Below are 22,905 nucleotides of genomic sequence, written 5' to 3'. Positions count from 1 at the left end.
AGGAGCGACACCGTGCTCGCCGAAAGCTATCCGTACTACCTCGCCAACAAGCCCGTCGCCGCCAATACCGATCTGGAGGTCACCGACAAGTTCAGCGGCAAGGTCGCCACGCGCGTCGCGCTGGCCGATGCGAAGGCGATCGACGCGGCCATCGCCGCGGCGGTCGCCGCGCAGGAACCGCTGCGCGCGTTCGCGCCGTACCAGCGGCAGGCCGTGCTCGAGCACTGCATCGCGCGGTTTCGTGAGCGCGCCGAGGAAATGGCCGTCGCGCTATGCATCGAGGCCGGCAAGCCGATCAAGGACGCGCGCGGTGAAGTCTCGCGCCTGATCGATACCTTCAAGGTGGCCGCCGAGGAAGCGGTGCGCATTGACGGCGACGTGCTGAATCTCGAGATCTCGGCGCGCGCGCGCGGCTACCGTGGCTTCTCCAAACGCGTGCCGATCGGGCCGTGCTCCTTCATCTCGCCGTTCAATTTCCCGCTGAATCTGGCTGCGCACAAGGTCGCGCCGGCGATCGCCGCGGGCTGTCCGTTCGTTCTCAAGCCCGCGAGCCGCACGCCGATCGGCGCGCTGATCATCGGCGAGGTGCTGGCCGAAACCGACCTGCCAGTGGGCGCGTTCTCGATCCTGCCGGCCCATCGCGACGGCGCCGACCTGTTCACCACCGACGAGCGCTTCAAGCTGCTGTCGTTCACCGGTTCGCCGGGTGTGGGCTGGGATCTGAAGGCGCGTGCCGGCAAGAAGAAGGTCGTGCTCGAACTCGGCGGCAATGCAGCCTGCATCGTCGACGCGGACCAGCGCGAGCGGCTGGACTTTGTGATCGAGCGCCTGGTCTTCGGCGCGTTCTACCAGTCCGGACAGAGCTGCATCAGCGTGCAGCGCATCCTGGCTCACGACGCGATCTACGAGGAGGTACGCGAGCGCCTGGTCGCCAAGGTCAGGACACTCAAGTGCGGCAATCCGCGCGACGAGGACACCTTCATCGGACCGATGATCGACGTCAAGGAAGCCCAGCGTCTCGAAGGCTGGATACAGCAGGCGGTGCAGGCCGGCGCGACCCTGCTGTGCGGCGGGCAGCGCGACGGCGCGATGCTGCAGCCGGCCGTGCTCGAAGGCGTCGATGCGAAGCAGGCGGTGTCCTGCCAGGAAGCGTTCGGCCCGGTCGTTCTGCTGCAGCGCTGGAGCGATTTCGACGCCGCCCTGGCGCAGGTCAACGACAGCGATTTCGGCCTGCAGGCCGGACTTTTCAGCTTCGACCTGCGCAAGACCACGCGCGCCTGGGACCTGCTCGAGGTCGGCGGCGTCATCGTCGGCGACGTGCCGAGCTTCCGCGTCGACAACATGCCATACGGCGGGGTCAAGGACTCGGGCCTCGGACGCGAAGGTATCCGCTACGCGATCGAGGACATGACCGAACTTCGGCTGCTCGTGATTCGCGACGCGTAAGCACCCGCAGCGGCAGGCGCAGGCAACGGCGTGACGGAATTGGCCGAACCGCGGGCGCGGTCGTGCTGCAATGCGCTGCGCTCGCCGGACGCGAAGCGCGCCGCTCCTGTCCATCGCCCGCGAGACCTGCCATGCGCTACCTGTCCATTGTTTTCCTGATTGCCGCCGCACAAGGCGCGCTTGCGCAAACGCCCGCTTTTCCCTTTCCGCACCATGTGAATCACGCGTTCGGCAGTATCCGGCCGGACCACCGCAGCCAGGCCCAGCTCGACCAGGACATCCGCGAGGCCTACGCGCGCTGGAAGACCGCATATCTGCGCAGCGCCGGCACCGACGGCGGCGGCAATCCGGTCTATCGCGTGCTGTGCAATACCGACGGCAACGGCAACACGGTTTCCGAAGGCCAGGGTTACGGGCTGATCATCATGAGCGTGATGGCCGGCCACGAACCCGATGCGGCGGTGATCGCGGCGGGGCTCTGGCGTTATGTCGACCGGCACCGCAGCGGCATCGACAGCCGGCTCATGAGCTGGAACATCACTGCCGCCGGCCAGCCGCAGCAAGGCAACGACAGTGCCTTCGACGGCGACAACGACATCGCACTGGGACTGCTGATGGCCGCAGCGCAATGGCCGGCGGGCGTGCCCGTGGATTTCCGCGCCAAGGCGCTGGACATGCTCGCTGGCCAGGCCGCGTCGGTGATGGGTCCGGATTCGAAACTGCCGCTGCTCGGCGACTGGGTGACACCCAACGGCGCGAGCTACAACCAGTACAGCGTGCGCCCGTCCGATTTCATGCCGGCGCATTTCCTGAATTTCTCGGCCGCAAGTGGCGCACCCGTCTGGAAAGCCGCGATCGTCGCCACGCGCACCGCGGTCGAACATCTGCAGACCACGTATGCAGCCGGAACAGGCCTCGTGCCGGACTTCACCGTGCGCGAAGCCGCGGCCTCGAGCCTGCTGAAACCCGCAACCGCCGGGTTTCTCGAAGGTCCGCACGACGGCCATTACAACTACAACGCCGGACGCGCACCCTGGCGCCTGGCCACGCACGCGCTGTTGCACGCAGATGCCGACAGTGCGCGCCAGGCGCGGCGCATCGCGCAATGGTCGGCGACCGCGGCCGGCGGCATCGCGACGAATATCCGTCCGGGCTACCTACTCGACGGCACGCCAATCACGACGACGTATTTCACGAGCTTCTTCGCCGCACCGATCGGCGTCGCTGCGATGACCTCGCCGACCCAGCAAAGCTGGCTCAATGCAATCTACGACAGCGTGCGCACGCGCCAGGAAGGCTATTACGAGGACAGCGTGGCACTGCTGTCGCTGATGGTCATGAGCGGTACGTACTGGGACCCGGTCGCGATCGACCGCATCTTTGCCGACGGCGTGCAACGCATCGCGCCGTAGTCGCGGCGATACCGCATAGGTTTGCTCAGACTTCGTCGAGGCGCTTGTTCGACGCGTGCACCACGACCGTATCGAGTGCGGCCGCCGCGGCGCGATCGGCCGCATCGGGCACGACCACGATGGTCGGCAAGGTCACCGTGCTTTCGGTGCGCGGCGCGCGGGCCGGCGCGACGGACGAAGTGCCGGAGAACAGGCTGATAACGGCGAAACCCATTGCGGCGGCGCAGGCGATGGCGAACTTCGGCGGCAGGGTGGAAGAAGACAGGACGGTATAGGTAGACATGACGTGTGCTCCAGGGATTGCTGCATTTGCCCTGACTTGGATGACCACACATGTCTTTTGGTTGCGTCGCTTCGACCCAACTGATGGCAGGGTTCACTCGCTTCGGCGCAGACCGATGCCGTTGCGCCATGCGCGCATGACTTCCGGCCTGGTAACCCTGCGCAGCGTCGTCGCTTCAGGCGCTGCGCGGATGCCGTACCTGCCCTTCCCCGCGCACCACGTAGCGCTCGATCGTCAGCGACTCCGCACCCATCGGCCCGTACGCATGAAGTCGCGTGGTCGAGATGCCGATCTCGGCGCCGAGACCGAGTTCACCGCCGTCGCTGAAGCGCGACGAGGCATTGACCATGATCACGGCCGAGCGCAGCGACCGGATGAAGCGCTGCGCCTGCGCCGCGTCGCGCGTGGCGATCACTTCGGTGTGGTCGGACCCGAATTCGCGGATGTGCGCGATGGCCTCGTCGAGATCGTCGACCACGCGCACGGCAAGAATCAGATCGAGGAATTCCGCCGCGTAGTCGTCGCGCGTCGCCAATCCCATACCGTCGACGCATTCGCGTGCCCGCGCGCAGCCACGCAGTTCCACGCCGCGCTCGCGCAGCGCGGCGGCGGCGCGCGGCAGCCAGCGCGGCGCTACGTCCGCGTGCACGAGCAGCGTTTCGAGTGCGTTGCAGACCGCCGGGCGCGTGGTCTTGCCGTCGATGACGAGATCCAGCGCGAGGTCTTCGTCCGCATCCGCATCGACGTACAGATGGCATACGCCCTTGTAGTGCTTGATCACCGGCACGCGCGCGTGCTCGGCGACGAAGCGGATCAGGCCTTCGCCGCCGCGCGGTATCGCGAGATCGACGATGTCGCTGAGCTGCAGCAGTTCGATCATGCTGTCGCGGCGCAGATCCTCAAGCACGCTGACCGCGGCGGGATCGACGCCGCAGGACTGCAACGCGGCACCCAGCGCCGCGGCGATCGCGCGATTGGACTGCTGCGCTTCGGAACCGCCGCGCAGGATGACGCCATTGCCGGCCTTCAGGCACAGCGCCGCGGCATCGGCAGTCACGTTCGGCCGCGCCTCGTAGATCATCGCGATGACGCCCAGCGGCACACGCACGCGCTCGATCACGAGCCCGTTCGGGCGCTGCTCGCGCCGCGTGACCTCGCCGACCGGGTCGGACAGACCGGCGACGTGCCTCACGCCGGCGACCATCGCGGCGACGCGCACCGGATCGAGTGCCAGCCGGTCGAGCAGTGCCGGCGCCACGCCGCGCGCGGCCGCGGTGGCGACGTCCTGCGCATTCGCATCGAGGATAGGGGCCTCGGCGCGCGCGAGCGCGTCGGCCATCGCCTCGAGCACGCGCGTCCGCGCAGCGGCATCGAGTTCGGCCACCTGTTGCGCGGCGGCGCGGCAGGCCAGCGCTTGATCGCGTACCGTCGCCGTCATGGGTTCGCTCCGCTCATGGCGACGAGATCGTCGCGGTGGACTACGGTCTCGCCGTAGCTGTAGCCGAGCAGGTTCTCGATCTCGGCCGATTTGCGTCCGGCGATGCGGCGCACTTCACCGGCGGCGTACTGGCTGATGCCGCGCGCGACGATCTGAGTGCCCCATTCCTGCGCGGTTTCGATTTCCACCATGTCGCCGCGCGCAAAATCGCCGTGCACCGCGGTGATGCCGCCCGGGAGCAGCGACGCGCCCGCACCAAGGACCGCGCGCGCCGCGCCGGCGTCGATACGCAGGCGCCCCCCGGCCAGCGGCGCATGGCGCAGCCAGTACTTGCGCGCGTGCAGCCGCGTGTCGCCGGCGCGGAACAGCGTGCCGCGCAGGCGGTCGGTCGCGAGCAGCCGCAGGCTGTCCGCATCCGTGCCGTTGAACAGCACCGTGGCGATGCCGGCAGCCGCGGCCTTGGTCGCGGCCTCGAGCTTGGTATACATACCGCCGGTGCCCATGCTGCTGCCGCTGCCACCAGCCATGGCGAGGATGGCCGGCGTCACTGCCGCGACGTCTGCGATCGGTTCGGCGTTCGCATCGCTGCGCGGATTGGACGAATAGAGTCCATCGATATCGCTCGCGATCAGCAGCAGATCCGCATCGACCAACGCCGCGACGATCGCGGCGAGGTTGTCGTTGTCGCCGAGCTTGAGTTCGTCCACGGCAACGGTGTCGTTTTCGTTGACGACCGGCAGCGCGCCCAGGGCCAGCAGTTCGCGCAGAGTCGCGCGCGCGTTCAGATAGCGCCGCCGGTTGCGCAGGTCGTCGTGGGTCAGCAGCACCTGCGCGACGGGTCGGTCGAAAAAGCGCTGCCACAACGCGACCACGGTGGTCTGGCCGATCGCGGCCAATGCCTGGCGCGCCGCGAGTCCATGCGCGGCCTCGGGCTGATGGCGCACCAGCGCGCGACCCGCGGCGACCGCGCCGGAAGACACCAGCACGACTTCGCGGCCGGCACGATGGCTCGCGGCGATGAACTCGGCCAGCCCCAGCACGTGGCGCGTGCTCAGGCCGCCGCCGTTCGCCGCGAGCAGGCTGCTGCCGACCTTGAGTACGGCGCGGCGCCAGCGTGGCAGATCCTGTTCGGCGTGGCGCCGCAGGCTCATGCCGACCCGGCCAGCGCGGCCCAGCGCGCTTCGAGCTCATCCAGACGCAGATCGGCCGCGCCGCCCGGCGAGACGCGCGCGGCGAGACTCGCCTCGGGGCTGCGCCCGTCGCCCGCGCTCGCCGCGGTTTCGGCGGCACGGCGGTAGGCTTCGCGGAACGGCACGCCGGAGACGGCCTGCTCGATCGCGACGTCGGTCGCGTACATCGCCGGCTCGATCGCCGCGGCCAGTTTCGGCGCGTTCCATTCCAGCGCCCGCAGCAGGTCCGGCAGCAGTGCGAGCGCGGCAAGGCCGCGGCCGAAGCCATGAATCATCGAGCCCTTGCTGAACTGCAGATCGCGCTGATAGCCCGAGGGCAGCGAAAGCAACTGTTCCACTTCGCAACGCGCCGCAGCGACCGCGGCATAGCTCGCACGCATCAGCTCAACCACGTCCGGATTGCGCTTGTTCGGCATGATCGACGAACCCGTGGTATACGCCGCCGGCAACTGCACGAAGCCGTATTCGCTGGTCGTGAACAGGCTCAGGTCCCAGGCCAGGCGGCGCAGGTCGAGCAGGGCCGAGGCCAGCGCGTCCAACCCGGCCAGCTCGAACTTGCCGCGCGACAGCTGCGCGTAGATCGGCGAAATCTGCAGGCGCGCGAAGCCCAGTCGTTGCGTCGTGAAATCGCGATCCAGCGGCAGGTTCACGCCGTAGCCGGCCGCCGTGCCCAGCGGGTTCGCATCGATCAGCGCGAGCGTGTCCTGCGCGCGGCGCGCATCGTCGATGAAGGCTTCGGCAAAGCCTGCAAACCACATCGCCGTGGACGAGACCACGGCACGCTGCAGGTGCGTATAGCCCGGCATCGGCAGACTCTCGCCGCCGGCCCGGTCCAGGCAGACGCGTGCCGCGGCCGTGCAGTGCGCGATCAGTTCGGCCAGCTGCGCCTTGAGCCACAGACGCGAGGCGACGAGCACCTGGTCGTTGCGGCTGCGCCCGGTGTGCACCTTGCGGCCGGTGTCGCCGAGACGCTCGGTCAGGCGCGCCTCGATCGCCGAATGACCGTCCTCGAAGCGCTCGTCGAGCACGAAGCGGCCCGCGGCAAAGTCCTGCGCGAGCAGATCGAGTTCGCGCAGCAGATCGTCGCAGCTCGCCTGGTCGAGCAGACCGATGCGGGCCAGTCCTTCGACATGCGCCTTGCTCGCCTGCACGTCGTGCGCGAACAGCTCACGGTCGAGCAGCACGTCGTCGCCAGCCAGGAAACGCATGATGCGCGGATCGACCTCGACGCCTTCCTTCTGCCAGAGCAGGCCACTCATGCGCGTTCTCCGTCGGTCAGCGGGATGCCAGCGAGTTCGTCGAACCCCAGCGCCGTGTTGAGGTTCTGCAGCGCCTGCGTCGCGGCGCCCTTGAGCAGGTTGTCCAGCGTCGCGACGACAACGACGCGCTTGCCGCCCGGCGCGAGCGCGAAGGCACCGATCTCGCAATGATGGCGGCCGGCGATGCAGCTGACCCAGGGTGGGTCGTCGACGAGGCGGATCAGCGCTTCGCCGGTGTAGCCGCGCGCATAGCGCTCACGGATCGCGTCGCGTGTCGTCGGCTGCCGCAGCCACAGATTCGCCGTCAGCGTGATGCCGCGGAAATGCGGCGCTACATGCGGCATGAATTCGACCGGCAGGCCGAGTTGCTCACTGACTTCGCGCTCGTGCACATGGCCGGTCAACGCGTAAGGCATGAGATTGTCGCGCAGCTTGTCGAGGTCGTTCTTGTCCGACGGCGTCGTACCGGCGCCCGAATAGCCCGACACGCCGAAGCAGGCGGGCGGCGCCGCGAGATCGTCGACCAGCGGCGCGAGCGCCAGCTGCATCGCAGTCGCGTAGCAGCCCGGATTGCTGATGCGCTTGTGTCCCGAATAGCGCGTACGCGTCAGTTCGGGAAGGCCGTAGTACCACTGCCGGTCGAAGCGATAGTCTGCTGACAGATCGACAACGATGCGTGACGGCGCCGCTGCGTCGATCGCCGCCACGTAGGGCGCGGCCTTGCCGTTGGGCAGCGCCAGCACGACCGCATCGACGTCCTGTTGCGCGGTCACCGCGGCGTCGAGATTGACGTAGCGCAGGTCGCTGGCGTGACCCGGAACGCTGTCGGCCACGCGCTGGCCCTCGAGTTCACGCGAGGACACGAACGCCAGCTCCAGTCCCGGATGCGCCGCGATCAGACGGATGAGTTCGGCGCCCGTATGCCCGCGCGCGCCGATGATGCCTACGCTCTTCATGCCGTTCTCCTCAGCCGAGCAAGGTCGCGGGCCGGCTGCGGCAATGTTCCACGCAGCGCTCGATCGTGGCGAAATCCGCCACGCCGTACCAGAACACTTTCCATTTTTCCTGTTTGTAGCAGCCGTCGGATTCGGCGTAGTAGAACGGATTGACGAGGTTGCCGTGGCGCGAGCGCCAGAACAGCCGCGGATTCTCCTCGCGCATGACCTGCCAGACGGCACGGCCAAGCCCTTCGCCCTGGGCTTCGTCGAGCACGGCGAACTTGTCAAGGTAGGTCAGTCCTGCGGCGACGGTCAGTATCACCGCGGCGCGGTAGTTCTCGCTGACGTAGATGCGGAACGGCGTCGTGCGCTCGAAATAGTCGTCGACCAGGGTACGGCCGAAGCTCGATTCGATCAGGCCGCGCATTCGCGTCAGGTCGATGCCGTCCCACGACGTGAGGCGCAGCACTTTCTCGCCGCGCCGGATCAGGGTGCCCGAACCCTTGTGCGTGAACAGCTCCTTGGCCAGCTCCGCCGGCCGCGTGATCGACACCGACGAAGCCAGCGGCAGATTGTCGAGCAGATCGCGGATCTGTTCGATCTTCAGCCGCATGCCGCCGTTGATCCAGGGCTGCGTCATCAGGTGATCGTATTCGGTCGACAGGTTGATCGAGTCGATGACCTTGCCGTCACCGTCGAGCAGGCCGCCGGTGCCGGTCAGGAAGATGATCTTGTAGGGCTGCAGCACCTGCACCAGTTCGTTTGCGGCGAAGTCGGCATTGATGTTGAGGATCTGCCCGCCCGCGGTTTCGCCGAGGCTCGCGATGACGGGGATCGAGCCCGCGTTCAGGCTGGCCTCGATGGGTGCGAGATTGACGCCCTGCACTTCGCCAACAAGACCCAGGCGTTCCTGGTCGAGAAAGCGCGCATCGAACACGCCGCCAACGACGGAAGTCGCCCGCACGTCGAGCGTCTGCAGTGATTCAACGAGGCGCAGATTCTCGGTCTGCATCACACGGCGCACGATGGCCAGCGCCTCGGGCGAGGTCACGCGCAAGCCGTCGACCGTCTGCTTGACGATGCCGGCGGTGGCCAGCTGTTCGTCGAGCTGTGGACCTGCACCGTGCACGACGATCGGCGTCAGGCCGACCTGCTGCAGGAACGCCAGCGACGACGTCAGTGCGTCGAGGTCATCGCGCAGCACCGCACCGCCGACCTTGACGACCGCAAAGCGCTTCGCGTCGATCTGCGAGAAACGCTTGAGGTATTGATGGATTTCCTTCGCACTGGCCATGCTCGACAGCAGTCGCACGATGGTCTGGCGGACATCCTTAGTGGCGGCCATGGTCGATGATCCGTACGTAGCTTTCGGCTACCTGTTGCAGTTGATCCAGGGCGACCCATTCGTCGGCGCTGTGCGCCTGCGCGATGTCGCCGGGGCCGTACACCAAGCTCGTGAAACCCGCCGCCGAAAACAATGCAGCCTCGGTCCAGAAATCGACCGCGTTGCCGATCGGCAGATCCAGTTCCTCGGCCACGTCGCGCGCAGCCAGGCGGCGTGTCTCCGCCGCAGCGGTATCGCCGGCCGGCAGCGAGGCACCGAAGAAGGTCTGCTCCAGTTCCGCCGGCAGCGTCGGGCCCAGCATGCGAAAGGTTTCGATGAGCTCGTCCGTCGACATGGTCGGCAACGGACGGAAGCCGAAGCGCACCTCGCACGAGGGCGCAATCACGTTGGCCTTGATACCGCCCTCGACGCGGCCGATGTTGAAGCGCAGGCCGGTCAATCCGCCGAAGCGATGATGGGCCAGCGATTCGACATGGTTCAGCGCGCGCTCGCCCCAGCGCAGCGCCTGATGCACGGCACTGTCCGTGGCTGCACTGGCTCCCGAGGCATGACCGGCCCGGCCGGCAAAACGCATCCGGACCGAGCTGATGCCGCGATGCGCGAGCACCGCTTGGGCCTTGGTCGGTTCGGCCACGAGCACGGCATCGAATTCGCGCGGTTCCGCAAGGAATCCCGCGATGCAGCGGGCGTCGTTGGCTTCCTCGTCGGAGGAAAAAAGGAACGCGCAGTCGCCGTCGCTGGCGCGCGCAGCAGCGACCATCGCCGCCGCCGCGCCCTTGATGTCGCAGGCCCCCATGCCGATGGCGCGATCGTCGGTGACCAGAAGCTCGAACGGATCACGCGTCCAGGTCGGCGTCGCAGGCACGGTATCCAGATGCACATTGATCAGAAAGCGCGGCTTTCCGCGAACCGAGTACAGGCTCACAGCGCCGGCGCCGAAATCGGTGACCCGATGACGAAATCCAGGCAGTTGCGACTGCAGATAGTCGAAGATGCCGCCGGTGCCGATCGCGCGCGGCGGATTCTGCGTGTCGTAAGAGACCAACTCGCGGAGATGGATCAGGCAATAGTCGAGCAGAGCGTTACCGGTGCTCACTGTCGGTTGACCTCGGCCCAGAGGGTGGAACTCATCCCATAGAGACGGATGAATCCCTCGGCCTCGGCGACACCCCAGTCGGCCGATTGCGCATACGTCGCGCCCTTGGCGCTGAGGATATGCGGCGATGCGATCGCCACCGCATGCACCGTGCCGCCGTGGGTTTCCAGCGTCACCTCGCCGTTGACGCAGCGCTGGCTGGAGGCCAGAAAGGCCTCGAGGTCGGTCTTGAGCGGGTCGTGATAGAAGCCTTCGTAGACGAGTTCCACCCAGCGCCGCGCGACCTCGGGCTTGAAGCGGTTCTGATGCCGCGACAACACCGCTTCTTCCAGCGCACGGTGCGCGCCGAGCAGCGCGGTCAGGCCGGGCGCTTCGAAGATGATGCGGCCCTTGAGGCCGATCGTGGTGTCGCCGGTATAGATGCCGCGTCCGACGCCGTAAGGCGCGAGCGCCGCATTGAGCCGGGCCAGGATGAGGTGTCCCGCCATTCGCTCACCGTTGAGCGCCACCGCTTCGCCGTGCTCGAAGGAAACCGTGATGCGCAACGCCTGCGCCGGCCACTCGGCGCGCGGCGCGCACCAGCCGCGCGCGCCCTCACCGGGCGCCTCCCACCGGTCTATCTCGCCGCCCGACATGGTCAGTCCTAGCAGGTTCTCGTTGATCGTGTAGCTCTTCTGCTTGGCCTTCACCTCGAAGCCACGCTGTTCGAGATAGCGCTGCTCGTAGGCTCGGACTTCCTTGTGCTCGCGCTGGATCTCGCGGATCGGCGCGAGGATTTCGTAGTCGCCCAGCGCCTTGACCGCGAGATCGAAGCGCACCTGGTCGTGACCCATGCCGGTGCAGCCGTGGGCGACGAGGCGCGTACCCAGTTCCTCGCAGCGGCGTAGCGCGGCCTCGACGATGAGATAGCGGTCGGATACGAGCAGGGGATACTGGCCCTGATAGCCTTCGCCGGCCCAGATGAACGGCTTGACGAAACCAGACCAGATCGCCGGACCGCCGTCGACGGTCACATGGCTCGCGGCGCCAAGTTCGGCTGCGCGCGCCTCGATGTAGGCGCGCTCCTGCGCGTCCACACCGCCAGTGTCGGCGAACACGGTATGCACGGCATAGCCGCGCTCCTGCAGATAGGGAATGCAGAAACTGGTATCGAGTCCGCCGGAAAATGCGAGGACGACGTCCTTGGCGGTTGCTCTGTTCGAATCGGTCATGAGTGTGTTCCAGGATAGGACGAAGGACAACGTGATCGGTCAGCGTGCCTGGCTCAGCAAGGCAGTCATGACGGCTTTCTGTACATGCAGGCGGTTTTCCGCTTCCTCGATCGCGATGCAGGCAGGCGAATCCATCACCGCGTCGGTGGCCTTGACGTTGCGCCGCAGCGGCAGGCAATGACTGAACACGCCGTTGTGGGTCAGCGCCATCTTGGCTTCGTCGACGATGAAGTGACGATGCGCCTCGCGCACCGGCTTTTCCTGCTCCCAATTGCCAAAGAACGGCAGCGCGCCCCAGCTCTTGGCGTACACCGCATCGGCACCGCGATAGCTCGCCTCCACGTCGTGACTGATCTGCAGTGAACCGCCGTTTTCCATCGCGTTCTGGCGAGCAAGATCCATGTAGCGTGCATCGAGTACGTAGTCCGGCGTCGGACACAGCAAGGTAACGTCCATCCCGAACCGCGTCGCGATCAGCAGCGCCGAGTTGGCGACCGCGGTATTCAGCGGCTTGGGGTGATAGGTCCAGGTCAGCACGTATTTCTTGCGATCCAGGTTGCCGAAGTGCTGCTGCAACGCGAGGATATGGGCCAGTTCCTGGCACGGATGCGTGATGGTCTCGAGATTGATCACCGGCACGGTCGAGTACTGCGCGAACGCGTTCAGCACCAGATCCTGGCGGTCGACTTCCCACTGCTGAAACTTCGGAAAAGCACGTACGCCGATCAGGTCGACGTAGCGCGAGAGCACTCGTGCGACTTCGGCGATGTGCTCCTCGGTATCGCCCTCCATGACGGCGCGCGGCGCGAACTCGATCGGCCACGCGGCCTTGCCCGGTTCCAGCACGACGGCATGACCGCCGAGCTGGAACGCGCCGAGTTCGAAGCTCGTGCGCGTACGCATGGACGGGTTGAAGAACAGCAGCGCGATGGATTTGCCGGCCATCTGCTGGCCGAGCCGGCTCTGCTTGAAGTGCGCCGCCTGCGCGAGCAGCTCCTCAAGTTCGGCCCGTGACCAGTCGTTGGTGTTCAGGAAATGGCGCAGAGTCATCGAAGTCCTCGGAAGTGACAGGATTGCCTGGCCGCCGGGTTCGATGGTCGAACATGAAAAAACCCGGCGCAGGGGCCGGGTTTTCGTCGAAACACATTAAAGCTGTGCGACAACCTACCCGGCAGATATGTACGGGAACGGTCGGCGCGCACGCGAAGTCATGCCGGCGGCCATGCGGGCGCTGGTCAGGATATCGGCGTCGGAATAGGCGTGGCTCATGGGTCCGGCGATCATGGCATGGAAGATTTGTGTGGCGCAACAATACGAAAGCATAAGAGCCGGCGGTTACCGGCGCTGTGAAGATCGGCGACCGTCTGCCTCAGTCGGCCGGGCTGACGCTGACGCGGACGCGCATGCGTTCACCGGGATCGTAGTTGAGGCGCGACATGTAGGTTTCGCCGCGATAGCGGTACTCGACGTCGTAACCGTTGATGCGGCGTTCTTCGTAACCGCCGTCGACCTCGCGGCAATGACGTTCACTGGCGACGTAGGTTTCGTCATCGCGCCGGGCCGCGTTGTTGGCGATGGCACCGCCGGCAACGGCACCGGCAATCGTCGCCGCCTTGCGTCCGTCGCCCTTGCCGACCTGATTGCCGAGCGCACCGCCGATGATCGCACCGAGCACGGTCGCGCCGGTGTTGTTACCGCGTCGGTCCTCCCGGCGCGTCACGTCGCTGTCATAGCATTCGCGCTCGGGCCGGCTCACGCGTTCGTAGGTATAGATGGGATCGACGCGAACCACGTCGGCCCATGCAAAATGAACGCCTTCGTCGCCAGAATCGCGACGCTCACCCTGAGCGTGGGCGACTGGAAGCAGGAAAAACGACAAGGCTGCACACGACACGAAAAACCGACCAGACATTACGCATCTCCGAAAAGCTGGCTAAGCGCGCGAATCGAAGGGATCGACCACACTTGCGCCGTCGCGGATATCGACCCGACTGCGCGCTTCTCCATAGGCTTGATGAGAATTTAACCTTATCTGGCTGAATCGGCGATAAGGCAAGCACTGTCGGCGATGTACTCGCTACGCAACTGAACGGACAGGCTCTCGGCTTCGGATACCGCAAGGCACGATGCGTCGGTCGATTCCGATTCGCGAGGGGCAACCAGCCCGGCACTTCGCGAGTCCAAGGCACAGTTGCTCGTGCCTGCCTCGCCCTGTCCCGTGCCGGAGGAATCGCCTGCTACACTTTGTCGTTCATCAAGGCGCCATTGTATGAATCTTCGTCTCCACAACAGCTTGACCCGCCGCACCGAGGACTTCGTTCCGCAGGACCCGAACCGGGTGACCTTGTATGTCTGCGGACCGACCGTCTACAACTATGTGCACATCGGCAATGCGCGGCCACCCGTCGTCTTCGCGCTGCTCGCACGGCTGCTGCGCCGGCATTTTTCCGGCGTGGTCTACGCCCGGAACATCACCGACGTCGACGACAAGATCAATGAAGCGGCGCGCCAGAGCGGCCTGCCGATCAGCGGGATCACCGAGCGGTTTGCCGCCGCCTACCGCGACGACATGAGCAAGCTCGGCGTGGATCCGCCCGACGTCGAGCCGCACGCGACGACCCACATCCCGCAGATCATCGCGATGTGCGAGCGCCTGATCGCGAGCGGCCACGCCTATGTTGCCGAACATCATGTGCTGTTCGACGTGACGAGCTATGCGGACTACGGACACCTCTCGGGGCGGTCGGTCGACGACATGGTCGCCGGCGCCCGCGTCGAGGTCGCCCCCTACAAGAAGAATCCAGCCGATTTCGTGCTGTGGAAGCCGTCGAGCAGCGATCTGCCGGGCTGGGACAGTCCCTGGGGACGCGGTCGTCCGGGCTGGCATATCGAGTGCTCGGCCATGAGCGAAACCCACCTGGGCGAAACCATCGACATCCATGCGGGCGGTGTCGACCTGCTGTTTCCGCATCATGAAAACGAGGTTGCACAAAGTACCTGCGCCCATGGCGGCAAGCCGTTCGCACGCTACTGGCTGCATAACGGCATGCTGACGCTGGAAGGCCGCAAGATGTCCAAGTCGGTCGGCAACACGCAGGTGCTGCATGAACTGCTGGAGATCTACCCGCCCGAAGTGCTGCGTTTCGTATTGTTGAAAGCGCACTACCGGCAGCCGCTGGACTGGTCCGATGCGGCCCTGCGCCAGGCGCGCGCGACACTCGACGGATGGTATGGCGTGTTGCGCGACCTCACCGACGTAGAGGTGGCGGACGCCGACGTACCAACGGAATTCGAGGCTGCGCTGCTGGACGATCTCAACACGCCGGACGCGTTCGCGATCCTGGCCGGTCTGGCCGACGCGGCCCGCCGCAGCGCGGGCACGGCCGACGCGACAGACGCCAAGAGCCGCCTGCTCGCCGCCGCGGCGCTGGTCGGACTGTTGCAGCAGGATTGCGAGTCCTGGTTCAAGCAGGTGCCGGCGGGCGCGGAAGTCGACGCTGCGCGTGTCGATGCCCTGATCGCCGAGCGCAATGCGGCGCGTGCCGCGCGCGACTACGCCCGTGCTGATCAGATCCGCGCCGAACTTGCATCCATGAACGTCACGATCGAAGACGGTGCCCAGGGTACGCGCTGGCGTGTAGGTGCATGAACGACGAAACCGGCACAACGGCCGCCGAGGCGGCGCAGGATGCGATCATCGACGAGTTCGCGTTCTTTGGCGACTGGACCGAGCGCTATCAGTATCTGATCGATCTCGGGCGCAAGCTCGCGCCGTTCCCGGACGATTGGAAGACCGAGGCCAACAAGGTCCATGGCTGCCAGTCGCAGGTATGGCTCGTAGCCTCGGGCAATGCAGCTTGCCTGCAGTTCGCCGCGAGCAGCGACTCGTCGATCGTGACCGGATTGATTGCACTGCTGCTGCGCGTGTACTCGGGACGGTCAGCCGAGGCCATCCTTGCGACCGAACCGCGCTTCGTCGATTCGATAGGCCTGGCCAAGCACCTGTCTCCGACGCGTTCGAATGGACTGGCGGCGATGCTGCAGAAGATCAAGCAATACGCACACGCGACGTCCGCGGGCTGAGCCGCCCGCGCAGGACTTCCGGCACCGCATGAACAAGCCCCGCGAAGCGGGGCGTTGTCATTGCACCGTTGCTCCTCAGTCGCCCATCTGGCGCTGACGGTGTTCCCAGCGCTCCTGAGCGTCGAGACAAAGCGTCGCGATGGGACGCGCCTCCAGACGCTCCAGGCCGATGTCCTCGTCGGTCTCTTCGCAGTAGCCGTACCGGCCTTCTTCAATGCGCTTGAGCGCCTTGTCGATCTTCGCGATGAGCTTGCGATAGCGATCACGGGTACGCAACTCCAGCGAATTCTCCGTCTCGCGGGTTGCGCGTTCGGCTTCGTCGCCGATGTCGCGGACTTCTTCGCGCAGGTTGTCGATAGTCTGCTTGGACTCCTCGACAAGCTGATCGCGCCAGTCGCGCAGCTTGTTGCGGAAGAAGGCCAAGTGCATCGGACTCATGTATTCCTCGTCCGAGGACGGGCGATAGCCTGCAGGCAGATCGATAGTCGTCGTAGCCGCCAGTGCATAGCGGCCGCCTTCCATCGTGATGCCGGCTTCGGATGCGTTCGGCGTGATGACGCCTTTGCGCGAATTCTTTTTGTTTTCTTCTGTGATCACTTGCTTCGTCGGTTTGCTTATGGGGGCTGGTGTCGCGACCGGCGCGGCTGCAGGCATCGTCGGCGGCACGGCCTTGGCGGCCGGTGCAGACTTCGCCGTTGCAGGAGCGGCGGATGGAATCATATTTGACGCGTGTTTCACCTTCACGCTGGCCGGTGCCGCAGCTGGTTTTGCCTTACTCATCGGCGGTGGTGCCGGCCTGCTCTTCACCGAGGCCTCGGCGGCCGCCTTGGGCTTGCCGACGGCTTTCGCAGCAGGTTTGGCCGCCTTGGGGACGGGTTTTGCCGCCTTCGCTGGCTTGGCCGCAGGCTTCGTCGCCTTCTTCACCGGCGGACCCGCTTTCGCGACCACCTTCTTGGTCGTGCTCGACGTCTTCTTCACCGCCTTGGCGCTCGCGGTGGCCTTCCCTTTGGCTACGACTTTCTTTGCCGTACTAAGCGTGCTTTTCGCCATTTCCGTTCACCGTTGTGGCTAGGCGGCGGCGTGTTATAGCCTAAGTCCCCAGCACCGGCAACCGCCGGAAAACTGCGCTCGCGCGCATCGCCAAGTCCTGCGGCTCTCGCCTCCGTGTCCCGGCTAATACTCTATTTGCTTGGCCTGTACAAGCGTTTGCTGAGCCCCATGTTCGGCTCACGCTGTCGCTATCATCCCAGTTGCTCGCACTATGCGCGCATTGCTGTCGCGCGCCATGGCGCCCTGCGCGGCAGTCTTCTGGCGTCCTGGCGTCTGCTGCGCTGCAATCCACTCAGCCCCGGCGGCTTCGACTACGTGCCGATTCAGTTCACCTTCCGGCGCCAGACGTCGGACAAATCCGAAGGAAATGGACCATGAAGAACTGGTTGATCCGTAATGCCGAGCTGGTCAACGAAGGGACCCGCCGCATGGCCGACGTGCGCCTCCGCAACGGTCGGATCGAGACGATTGCCGACGGCCTCCTTGCGCGCACCGACGAATCGGTAGTCGACGCGACTGGCCTGTGGTTGCTGCCCGGTATGATCGACGACCAGGTCCATTTCCGCGAACCGGGACTGGAACACAAAGCTGATTTCGCAACAGAGTCGCGCGCGGCCGTCGCCGGCGGCATCACCAGCTACATGGAGATGCCGAATTCCAAGCCGACCACGACGACGCTGGATGCACTTGAGGACAAGTACGCGCGCGCCGCGGCGAAGTCCCTGGCCAATCATGCCTTTTATCTCGGCGCGACCAACGACAACCTCGACGTGATCCGCTCGCTGGATCCGCGTTCCGCCTGCGGCATCAAGATCTTCATGGGCGCCTCGACCGGCAACATGCTGGTAGACAACCCCGACACGCTGGATGCGATCTTCCGCGAAGCGCCGACCATCGTTGTGACCCACTGCGAGGACACGCCTACGATCGACGCGAATCTCGCGCGCGAGCGCGAGCGCTACGGCAATGCGATACCCATCGAACGGCACCCGTACATCCGTTCCCGCGAGGCCTGCCTGAAGTCCTCGCGCCTCGCAGTGGAGCTGGCTCGCCGCCATGGCACGCGCTTGCACATCCTGCACATCACGACAGCCGATGAACTCGCGCTGTTCAGCCCGGGGCCGCTGCGCGGCAAGCGCATCACCGCCGAAACCTGCGTACATTTCCTGCAGTTTGCGGAAAGCGACTACGTGACGCTCGGCAACCAGATCAAATGCAACCCGGCGATCAAGAGCGAGAGCGATCGCCAGGCCATCGTGGCCGCGCTGCGCGATGGCCGCATCGACGTGCTGGCCACCGACCATGCACCGCACACCATTGAGGAAAAGGCCCTGCCCTACGAACAGGCGCCGTCGGGGCTGCCGCTGGTGCAGTTCGCGCTGCAATGCGCGCTCGAACAGGTCTTCGACGGCGCGATTCCGCTGGAGCGCATCGTCGAGAGCGTGACCCACGCGCCGGCCGAGCTGTTCCAGGTAAAAGGTCGCGGCTACCTGCGCGAAGGCTATTTCGCCGACCTGGTATTGGTCGACCCGCGCAAGCCGCACACGGTCAGACGCGAAGAAGTGCTGTCGCGCTGCGGCTGGTCGCCGTTCGAAGGCCATACCTTCCGCTCCAGCATCATTTCGACCTGGGTCAACGGCGAACAGGCGTGGGACGGAGAACGCGTCAACGAGCAGGTGCGCGGCATGCGTCTGGAATTCGATCGATGAGCGAGCGCAGCACCTGTACATGCGCCACCGCCCTGCTCTGCCTGTTGCTGATCGGCGGTACATCAGCCGCCGCCGCATCCACACCGCTGCCCCACGATGCTCAGCAGGGCCAGCTGATCGCCGCGACGACCGCACCCGGCAGCATCGTCCATCTCGGTGAACGCGAAGTGCGCGTTGGTGCCGACGGCCATTTCGTATTCGGCATCGAACGCGACGCCCCGCCAGAGTTGACGATCACTATCCGGCGCACGAACGGCAAGACCGAGCAGCATCGCATCGCCGTCGTCCAACGTGACTACAGGATCGAGCGCGTCGACGGCCTGCCCCAGCATACGGTCACGCCGGACCCCGAACTCGCCAAGCGCATCGCCGAGGAACAGGCCCGTGTGGCCGCCGCGCGCAAGCGCGACGACGACCGCAACGACTACCTCTCAGGCTTCGTGCGCCCGGCCCAGGGTCGCATCAGCGGCGTCTACGGTAGTCAGCGCATCGACAACGGCGTGCCGAAATCACCGCACTACGGTCTCGATATTGCGGTGCCGACCGGCACGCCGGTCAAGGCGCCTGCCAACGGCGTCGTATCGTTCGTCGCGACCAACCTCGTACTGACCGGCGGCACCGTGCTGATCGACCACGGTCGCGGTCTGACCAGTTCTTTCCTGCACCTGAGCCGCGTCGACGTGAATGTCGGTGACCGCGTGAAACAGGGCGAGGTCTTCGCCGCGGCCGGCGCCACCGGACGTGCCAGCGGGCCGCATGTGCACTGGGGCTTCAACTGGTTCGACGTGCGGCTCGACCCGGCACTGTTGCCGGGGCGCTAGCCATTCCAACCCGGGCTCGGCCCGACAACGCGGGCTGGAATCGGGTCGCCAACGATACTCACCTGTCCACGACGGCACGCCCACCAACACGCCCAAAGAGAAGGCCCCGCATCGCTGCGGGGCCTCCGGTTGCACACCAGCCGAGTCCCGATCAGAACGTCTGGTGGTAGCGAACGTAGTAGAACCGGCCGATATCGAAGCCACCGTAATACGGGGCGCTCGACGAGCTGGGGTTCGAATAGTTCAGTCCGGCCTGATGATCAAACACATTGTTCGCACCAAGCGCGATCGTCGCCTTCCACGGCGCCTTCCAGCGCACCTGGAGGTCGTGGAAGGTGTTCGCGCCGACCCGGTTGATTGCGCGGCTGTTTGCCGGGTTGGCCGCGATGTAGCCCGGATTGCTGCATTCTTCCGGGAACGTCACCGAGCTCAGACAGGTTTCCTTCGAGCTGGAGAAATATCGCGTGTTCCAGCTTGCGCCAAAATCGCCCAGATCCCAGCCCACTGAAAGGTTGGAACGCAGGCGGAAGTTGATGCCGGCCGTGCCAGCGAACGAGTTGGTGAGGTTCGGCTTCGCGGCTGGATCGTTAGTCGACTTGAACTCGAGGTTGCTGACGTACGTGTTCTGCCAGTTCGCGGTGAAATTGCCCCAGTCCGTCGCCAGGCGATAAGACAGGTCGAAGTCGAATCCTTCGGTTTCCACGTAGCCCGCGTTTCGAGTGCCGAAAGCGAGCGTGTTGACATAGCCGAGAGTCGGGTCACGCGTGAAGCCGACGCAGCGCGACGCATTGCCGTCGACGTAACAATCATTGAGCTTCTGTGTGGGGCTATCCGCAACGATGGTTTCGTCGACGCGGATCTTCCACCAGTCCAGGCTCATGTTGAGACCTTCGGAGAATGGCGGGCTCCACACCACGCCCAAGGTGCTGGATCGCGACTCTTCTGGCAGCAGCAGCGGGTTGGCACCCGAGGTGAAGGCGACCGGCGTCTGTGCGTTCGCTGTCGTCGTGGGCACGAAACCCTGCTGCAGCTGGCGGAAGGTGTCGGCGTTTGCGATATCCGCCGCACAACGGGCACGCACGGTCGGATTGTTGCGCGAGGCGCCGTACAACGTGTCGCAGGGATCGGTATAGAAGCTGAAGGTCTGCGAACCGCCGCCGTACAGGTCGGCAATGGTCGGTGCGCGGAAGCCGTCTGCGCGCGTGCCACGGAACAGCAGTTGGTCGATGGGTTTCCAGGTGAAGCCGAACTTGTTGTTGGTCGTGCTGCCGAAGGTGTCGTAGTCGGAACGGCGCGAAGCGACGCTGAGGCTCAGATCCTTTGCGAACGCGACGTCGCGCAGGATCGGCACGAAGATTTCGGCGTAGAGCTCGTCAACCTTGTAGCCGCCGTTGGTCGGACCGCCGGCAAGATTGGTCGAGGCAGCCGTCTGCGACAGCGGGTCGGGCACGAACTCGCCAGACTCGGCACGGTGTTCCGCGCCTACGGCGAACGACAGGTCGCCGGCCGGCAACGTGACGATCGGGCCGGTCAGGTTGGCCGAGTAGACCTTGGTTTCGGTCATGCCGGTCGCGTGCTCTTCCTGGAACAGGTAGTTGGTCAGTTCCTGATTGTTGGTCAGTCCGCCGTCGCCCACGCGCCCGAACGGCAGGAACGGGTTCCACGGAACGCAATTCGCGAACGGGATCGGTGCGGCAGCAGTACCGCACTGCACGCGACCCTGGGCATTGAGGAAGGACGGGCCGACCGACTGGGCGACGCGTATGGTGTTGAGGTTGCCGTAGGTCGACTGCAGCAGCTTGTTCTGGGTGTACAGATAGCTCACGTCCCAGTCGAAAGTGCGATCAGCCAGATCGAATGAACCCTCGAGGCCCAGCGTAGAGCGGAAGGTCTGCAGGCTGCTCTCAGTGACACGCGGGATTTCCCAGGTACGGCGCTGGTAGCTGACGGCTACCGGCGTTGCGGCGCCGTGGAAACTGCCCAACGGGTTGTAGTAGCTATCGCGCGACATCGTCGTCCCGGCGAACGACGCGCTCTGGAACGGATAGCCGGCAACCTGGCGCACGGCGTCGCGATCGCTGTACAGCACATTGCCGCGGAAACGCAGCGTATCGGTGAACTGGTATGTGCCGTCGACGAAAATGTTCTTCGTCGTAAGCGGCGTACGCAGGTCAGTCTGCAGGTTGGTATTGCTCACGTCTCCGTTCGGCGCGGAAGCGTTGGTCGGATGATAGTTCGTGATGTCGTACGGGTTGCCGCCCCGATCCAGGGTCAGGTTGCCGCCGTTGGCGGCGGTACGCACCAGCACACCCCACTGGCTGACCGTAGTCCAGCCCAGGAACGGATGGTACTGGCCGCGCGGATAGGCCGAGAACTCGCGGTCGGCGCCGTTGACCACCTTCTCGTCGCTGTATTCGGCGGTGACGACCACCGATCCTTTGTCGCCCTTGTAGCCCAGCGTCGCGTCGTAGCGCACGATGTCGCCGTCACCTTCGCCAAACTGACCCCAATAGGCGTTGGCTTCCATGCCTTCGTAATTGGTGCGCGTGATGAAATTGACGACACCGCCGATCGCATCGGAGCCGTAGATCGACGAGGCACCGTCCTTCAGCACTTCGATCGACTGGATGATCGCCGTCGGGATCGTGGTCACGTCCTGCAGGCCGTTGGTGTTGATGCCCAGGCGCTTGCCGTTGACGAGAATCAGAGTGCGCGCCGCACCGAGGTTGCGCAGGCTGATGAACGAACCGCCCGGCGATTCACCCGCCGAGAGTGGCTGCGCGCGGCTGATCGCCGGCGAGCCGGTCGCGGAAACGTTCTGCAGGATGTCGGAAACCGACTGGAAACCCTGGCGTTCGATCTCGGCACGGTCGATGACGAGAACGGGCTGGGCGGTTTCGAGGTCGACCTTGCGGATGCGCGAACCGGTGACTTCGATGCGTTCGAGCTGGGCGGCTTCCTCGCCCGCTGCCGGCGCCTGGGCGAATGCCAGCACGGGAGCAAGACCGACGATTCCGGCACCGCCGGCGATCAGGGCGTGACGAACCGCCCAGGACAATACATTGTGGCGACGTGACATTTATATACTCCTACTCGAGAGGTGTGCTCTACGGCGGATCAAATCCAACCGGTCCCCAATTCACCCAACAGCACGGCGCCGGGATGCGCCGTTCCAGACGAGTGGTACGGATCGTGGCGTAGCTAGAAAACAAAAATCCCCCGTCCAACGAGTATCCGCAAATCGGAATTGTACGAAGGCCGACGTAGTTTGCGCGAGATGCGTTTTGGCCGCAACAGCACGCACAAGCACCACCACTGCAACGACGCTGATGCGCTGCAGCAAAATGGACTTTCGATAGTACCGTCGGTATTTCCCCAATTCCGTCACAGTCCCCTTGTGACGTTGTCCGCGCGGCATGTTGCAAAAGCCAAACGCAGACGTCTCGCTTTCTACTCGACGTTCACAGGTTTTGCAATGCGGCTTTGCAGCAAGCATGCGGGGAAAGCGTGTTTTACCGGTAAGTGACGCTGTGCAGCGTTGCTTGGCCTGCAGGCAGACTTCGCGCGACACACAGAGAACGGATCGCGCACTGTCGGCAACGCAAACGCGCAGCGCCGGCAACT

Annotated in this window: 19 protein-coding genes; 7 read left to right on the top strand and 12 right to left on the bottom strand. The window is 65.2% G+C overall.

Annotated elements, in window-relative coordinates; translation table 11 throughout:
- Nucleotides 1-12 precede the first annotated feature (12 nt).
- Together RUU78_RS21280 and RUU78_RS21275 are read left to right on the top strand one after the other, a co-directional pair.
- Complete coding sequence (locus RUU78_RS21280; RefSeq protein WP_313919688.1) at nucleotides 13-1,446, top strand: aldehyde dehydrogenase family protein; 1,434 nt, start codon at nucleotides 13-15, stop codon at nucleotides 1,444-1,446.
- 131 nt (nucleotides 1,447-1,577) lie between these two features.
- Nucleotides 1,578-2,858 (top strand): glycosyl hydrolase family 8, encoded by a 1,281-nt coding sequence (locus tag RUU78_RS21275; RefSeq protein ID WP_313919687.1) that lies wholly within the window; start codon nucleotides 1,578-1,580, stop codon nucleotides 2,856-2,858.
- A gap of 25 nt (nucleotides 2,859-2,883) precedes the next feature.
- Here the strand turns inward: RUU78_RS21275 and RUU78_RS21270 are convergent, their stop codons facing one another.
- From RUU78_RS21270 to RUU78_RS21225, 10 genes are all read right to left on the bottom strand, one after another.
- Nucleotides 2,884-3,141 carry a hypothetical protein gene (locus tag RUU78_RS21270; RefSeq protein WP_313919686.1) on the bottom strand — a complete coding sequence of 86 codons (258 nt, stop codon included), beginning with the start codon at nucleotides 3,139-3,141 and terminating at the stop codon, nucleotides 2,884-2,886.
- 175 nt (nucleotides 3,142-3,316) lie between these two features.
- Nucleotides 3,317-4,579 (bottom strand): glutamate-5-semialdehyde dehydrogenase, encoded by a 1,263-nt coding sequence (locus RUU78_RS21265; protein ID WP_313919685.1) that lies wholly within the window; start codon nucleotides 4,577-4,579, stop codon nucleotides 3,317-3,319.
- Complete coding sequence (gene proB, locus RUU78_RS21260) at nucleotides 4,576-5,730, bottom strand: glutamate 5-kinase (protein WP_313919684.1); 1,155 nt, start codon at nucleotides 5,728-5,730, stop codon at nucleotides 4,576-4,578. Before proB ends, RUU78_RS21265 begins: the two co-directional genes overlap by 4 nt.
- Complete coding sequence (locus RUU78_RS21255; RefSeq protein WP_313919683.1) at nucleotides 5,727-7,028, bottom strand: argininosuccinate lyase; 1,302 nt, start codon at nucleotides 7,026-7,028, stop codon at nucleotides 5,727-5,729. Before RUU78_RS21255 ends, proB begins: the two co-directional genes overlap by 4 nt.
- The gene (gene argC, locus RUU78_RS21250) at nucleotides 7,025-7,984 is read right to left on the bottom strand and encodes an N-acetyl-gamma-glutamyl-phosphate reductase (protein WP_313919682.1); all 960 of its coding nucleotides are present in this window, start codon (nucleotides 7,982-7,984) and stop codon (nucleotides 7,025-7,027) included. The genes RUU78_RS21255 and argC overlap by 4 nt, the downstream gene beginning before the upstream one ends.
- A 10-nt stretch (nucleotides 7,985-7,994) precedes the next feature.
- Nucleotides 7,995-9,311: an acetylglutamate kinase gene (locus RUU78_RS21245; protein ID WP_313919681.1), complete on the bottom strand. Its 1,317-nt coding sequence runs from the start codon at nucleotides 9,309-9,311 to the stop codon at nucleotides 7,995-7,997.
- Nucleotides 9,298-10,389: an acetylornithine deacetylase gene (locus tag RUU78_RS21240; RefSeq protein ID WP_313919830.1), complete on the bottom strand. Its 1,092-nt coding sequence runs from the start codon at nucleotides 10,387-10,389 to the stop codon at nucleotides 9,298-9,300. Before RUU78_RS21240 ends, RUU78_RS21245 begins: the two co-directional genes overlap by 14 nt.
- Before the next feature lie 14 nt (nucleotides 10,390-10,403).
- Nucleotides 10,404-11,618: an argininosuccinate synthase gene (locus RUU78_RS21235; RefSeq protein WP_313919680.1), complete on the bottom strand. Its 1,215-nt coding sequence runs from the start codon at nucleotides 11,616-11,618 to the stop codon at nucleotides 10,404-10,406.
- Between the two features lie 39 nt (nucleotides 11,619-11,657).
- A complete protein-coding gene (locus tag RUU78_RS21230; RefSeq protein ID WP_313919679.1) occupies nucleotides 11,658-12,668 on the bottom strand; it encodes an N-acetylornithine carbamoyltransferase in 1,011 nt (336 codons plus the stop codon).
- A gap of 319 nt (nucleotides 12,669-12,987) precedes the next feature.
- Nucleotides 12,988-13,530, bottom strand: coding sequence for a glycine zipper 2TM domain-containing protein (locus RUU78_RS21225; RefSeq protein ID WP_313919678.1), 543 nt, complete (start codon nucleotides 13,528-13,530; stop codon nucleotides 12,988-12,990).
- Nucleotides 13,531-13,887: 357 nt separating this feature from the next.
- Between RUU78_RS21225 and cysS the strand changes: the two genes are divergently transcribed.
- The gene (gene cysS / locus RUU78_RS21220; protein ID WP_313919677.1) at nucleotides 13,888-15,267 is read left to right on the top strand and encodes a cysteine--tRNA ligase; all 1,380 of its coding nucleotides are present in this window, start codon (nucleotides 13,888-13,890) and stop codon (nucleotides 15,265-15,267) included.
- Nucleotides 15,264-15,701: a SufE family protein gene (locus RUU78_RS21215; protein WP_313919676.1), complete on the top strand. Its 438-nt coding sequence runs from the start codon at nucleotides 15,264-15,266 to the stop codon at nucleotides 15,699-15,701. Before cysS ends, RUU78_RS21215 begins: the two co-directional genes overlap by 4 nt.
- Before the next feature lie 75 nt (nucleotides 15,702-15,776).
- Here RUU78_RS21215 and dksA read toward each other — a convergent pair whose 3' ends face one another.
- Nucleotides 15,777-16,751, bottom strand: a complete 975-nt coding sequence (dksA, locus tag RUU78_RS21210; RefSeq protein ID WP_313919675.1) for an RNA polymerase-binding protein DksA — start codon at nucleotides 16,749-16,751, stop codon at nucleotides 15,777-15,779.
- Between the two features lie 114 nt (nucleotides 16,752-16,865).
- Here dksA and yidD point away from each other — a divergent pair, with 114 nt between their 5' ends.
- Genes yidD through RUU78_RS21195 form a run of 3 tightly spaced genes read left to right on the top strand, consistent with a single transcriptional unit; the run spans nucleotide 16,866 to nucleotide 19,281 of the window.
- Nucleotides 16,866-17,129, top strand: coding sequence for a membrane protein insertion efficiency factor YidD (yidD, locus tag RUU78_RS21205; protein ID WP_313919674.1), 264 nt, complete (start codon nucleotides 16,866-16,868; stop codon nucleotides 17,127-17,129).
- Nucleotides 17,126-18,460 (top strand): dihydroorotase, encoded by a 1,335-nt coding sequence (locus tag RUU78_RS21200; RefSeq protein ID WP_313919673.1) that lies wholly within the window; start codon nucleotides 17,126-17,128, stop codon nucleotides 18,458-18,460. Before yidD ends, RUU78_RS21200 begins: the two co-directional genes overlap by 4 nt.
- A complete protein-coding gene (locus RUU78_RS21195; protein ID WP_313919672.1) occupies nucleotides 18,457-19,281 on the top strand; it encodes a M23 family metallopeptidase in 825 nt (274 codons plus the stop codon). The genes RUU78_RS21200 and RUU78_RS21195 overlap by 4 nt, the downstream gene beginning before the upstream one ends.
- A gap of 151 nt (nucleotides 19,282-19,432) precedes the next feature.
- On the opposite strand, the gene RUU78_RS21190 is transcribed toward RUU78_RS21195, so the two are convergent.
- Entirely contained in the window at nucleotides 19,433-22,360 is a 2,928-nt protein-coding gene (locus tag RUU78_RS21190) for a TonB-dependent receptor (RefSeq protein WP_313919671.1), read from the bottom strand.
- Nucleotides 22,361-22,905 lie beyond the last annotated feature (545 nt).

The sequence above is a fragment of the Tahibacter sp. genome (genome assembly GCF_032229445.1).
Lineage (GTDB): Bacteria > Pseudomonadota > Gammaproteobacteria > Xanthomonadales > Rhodanobacteraceae > Tahibacter.
The sequence above is the reverse complement of the archived record's forward strand: the minus strand, read 5'-3'. Positions and strand labels throughout refer to the sequence as shown.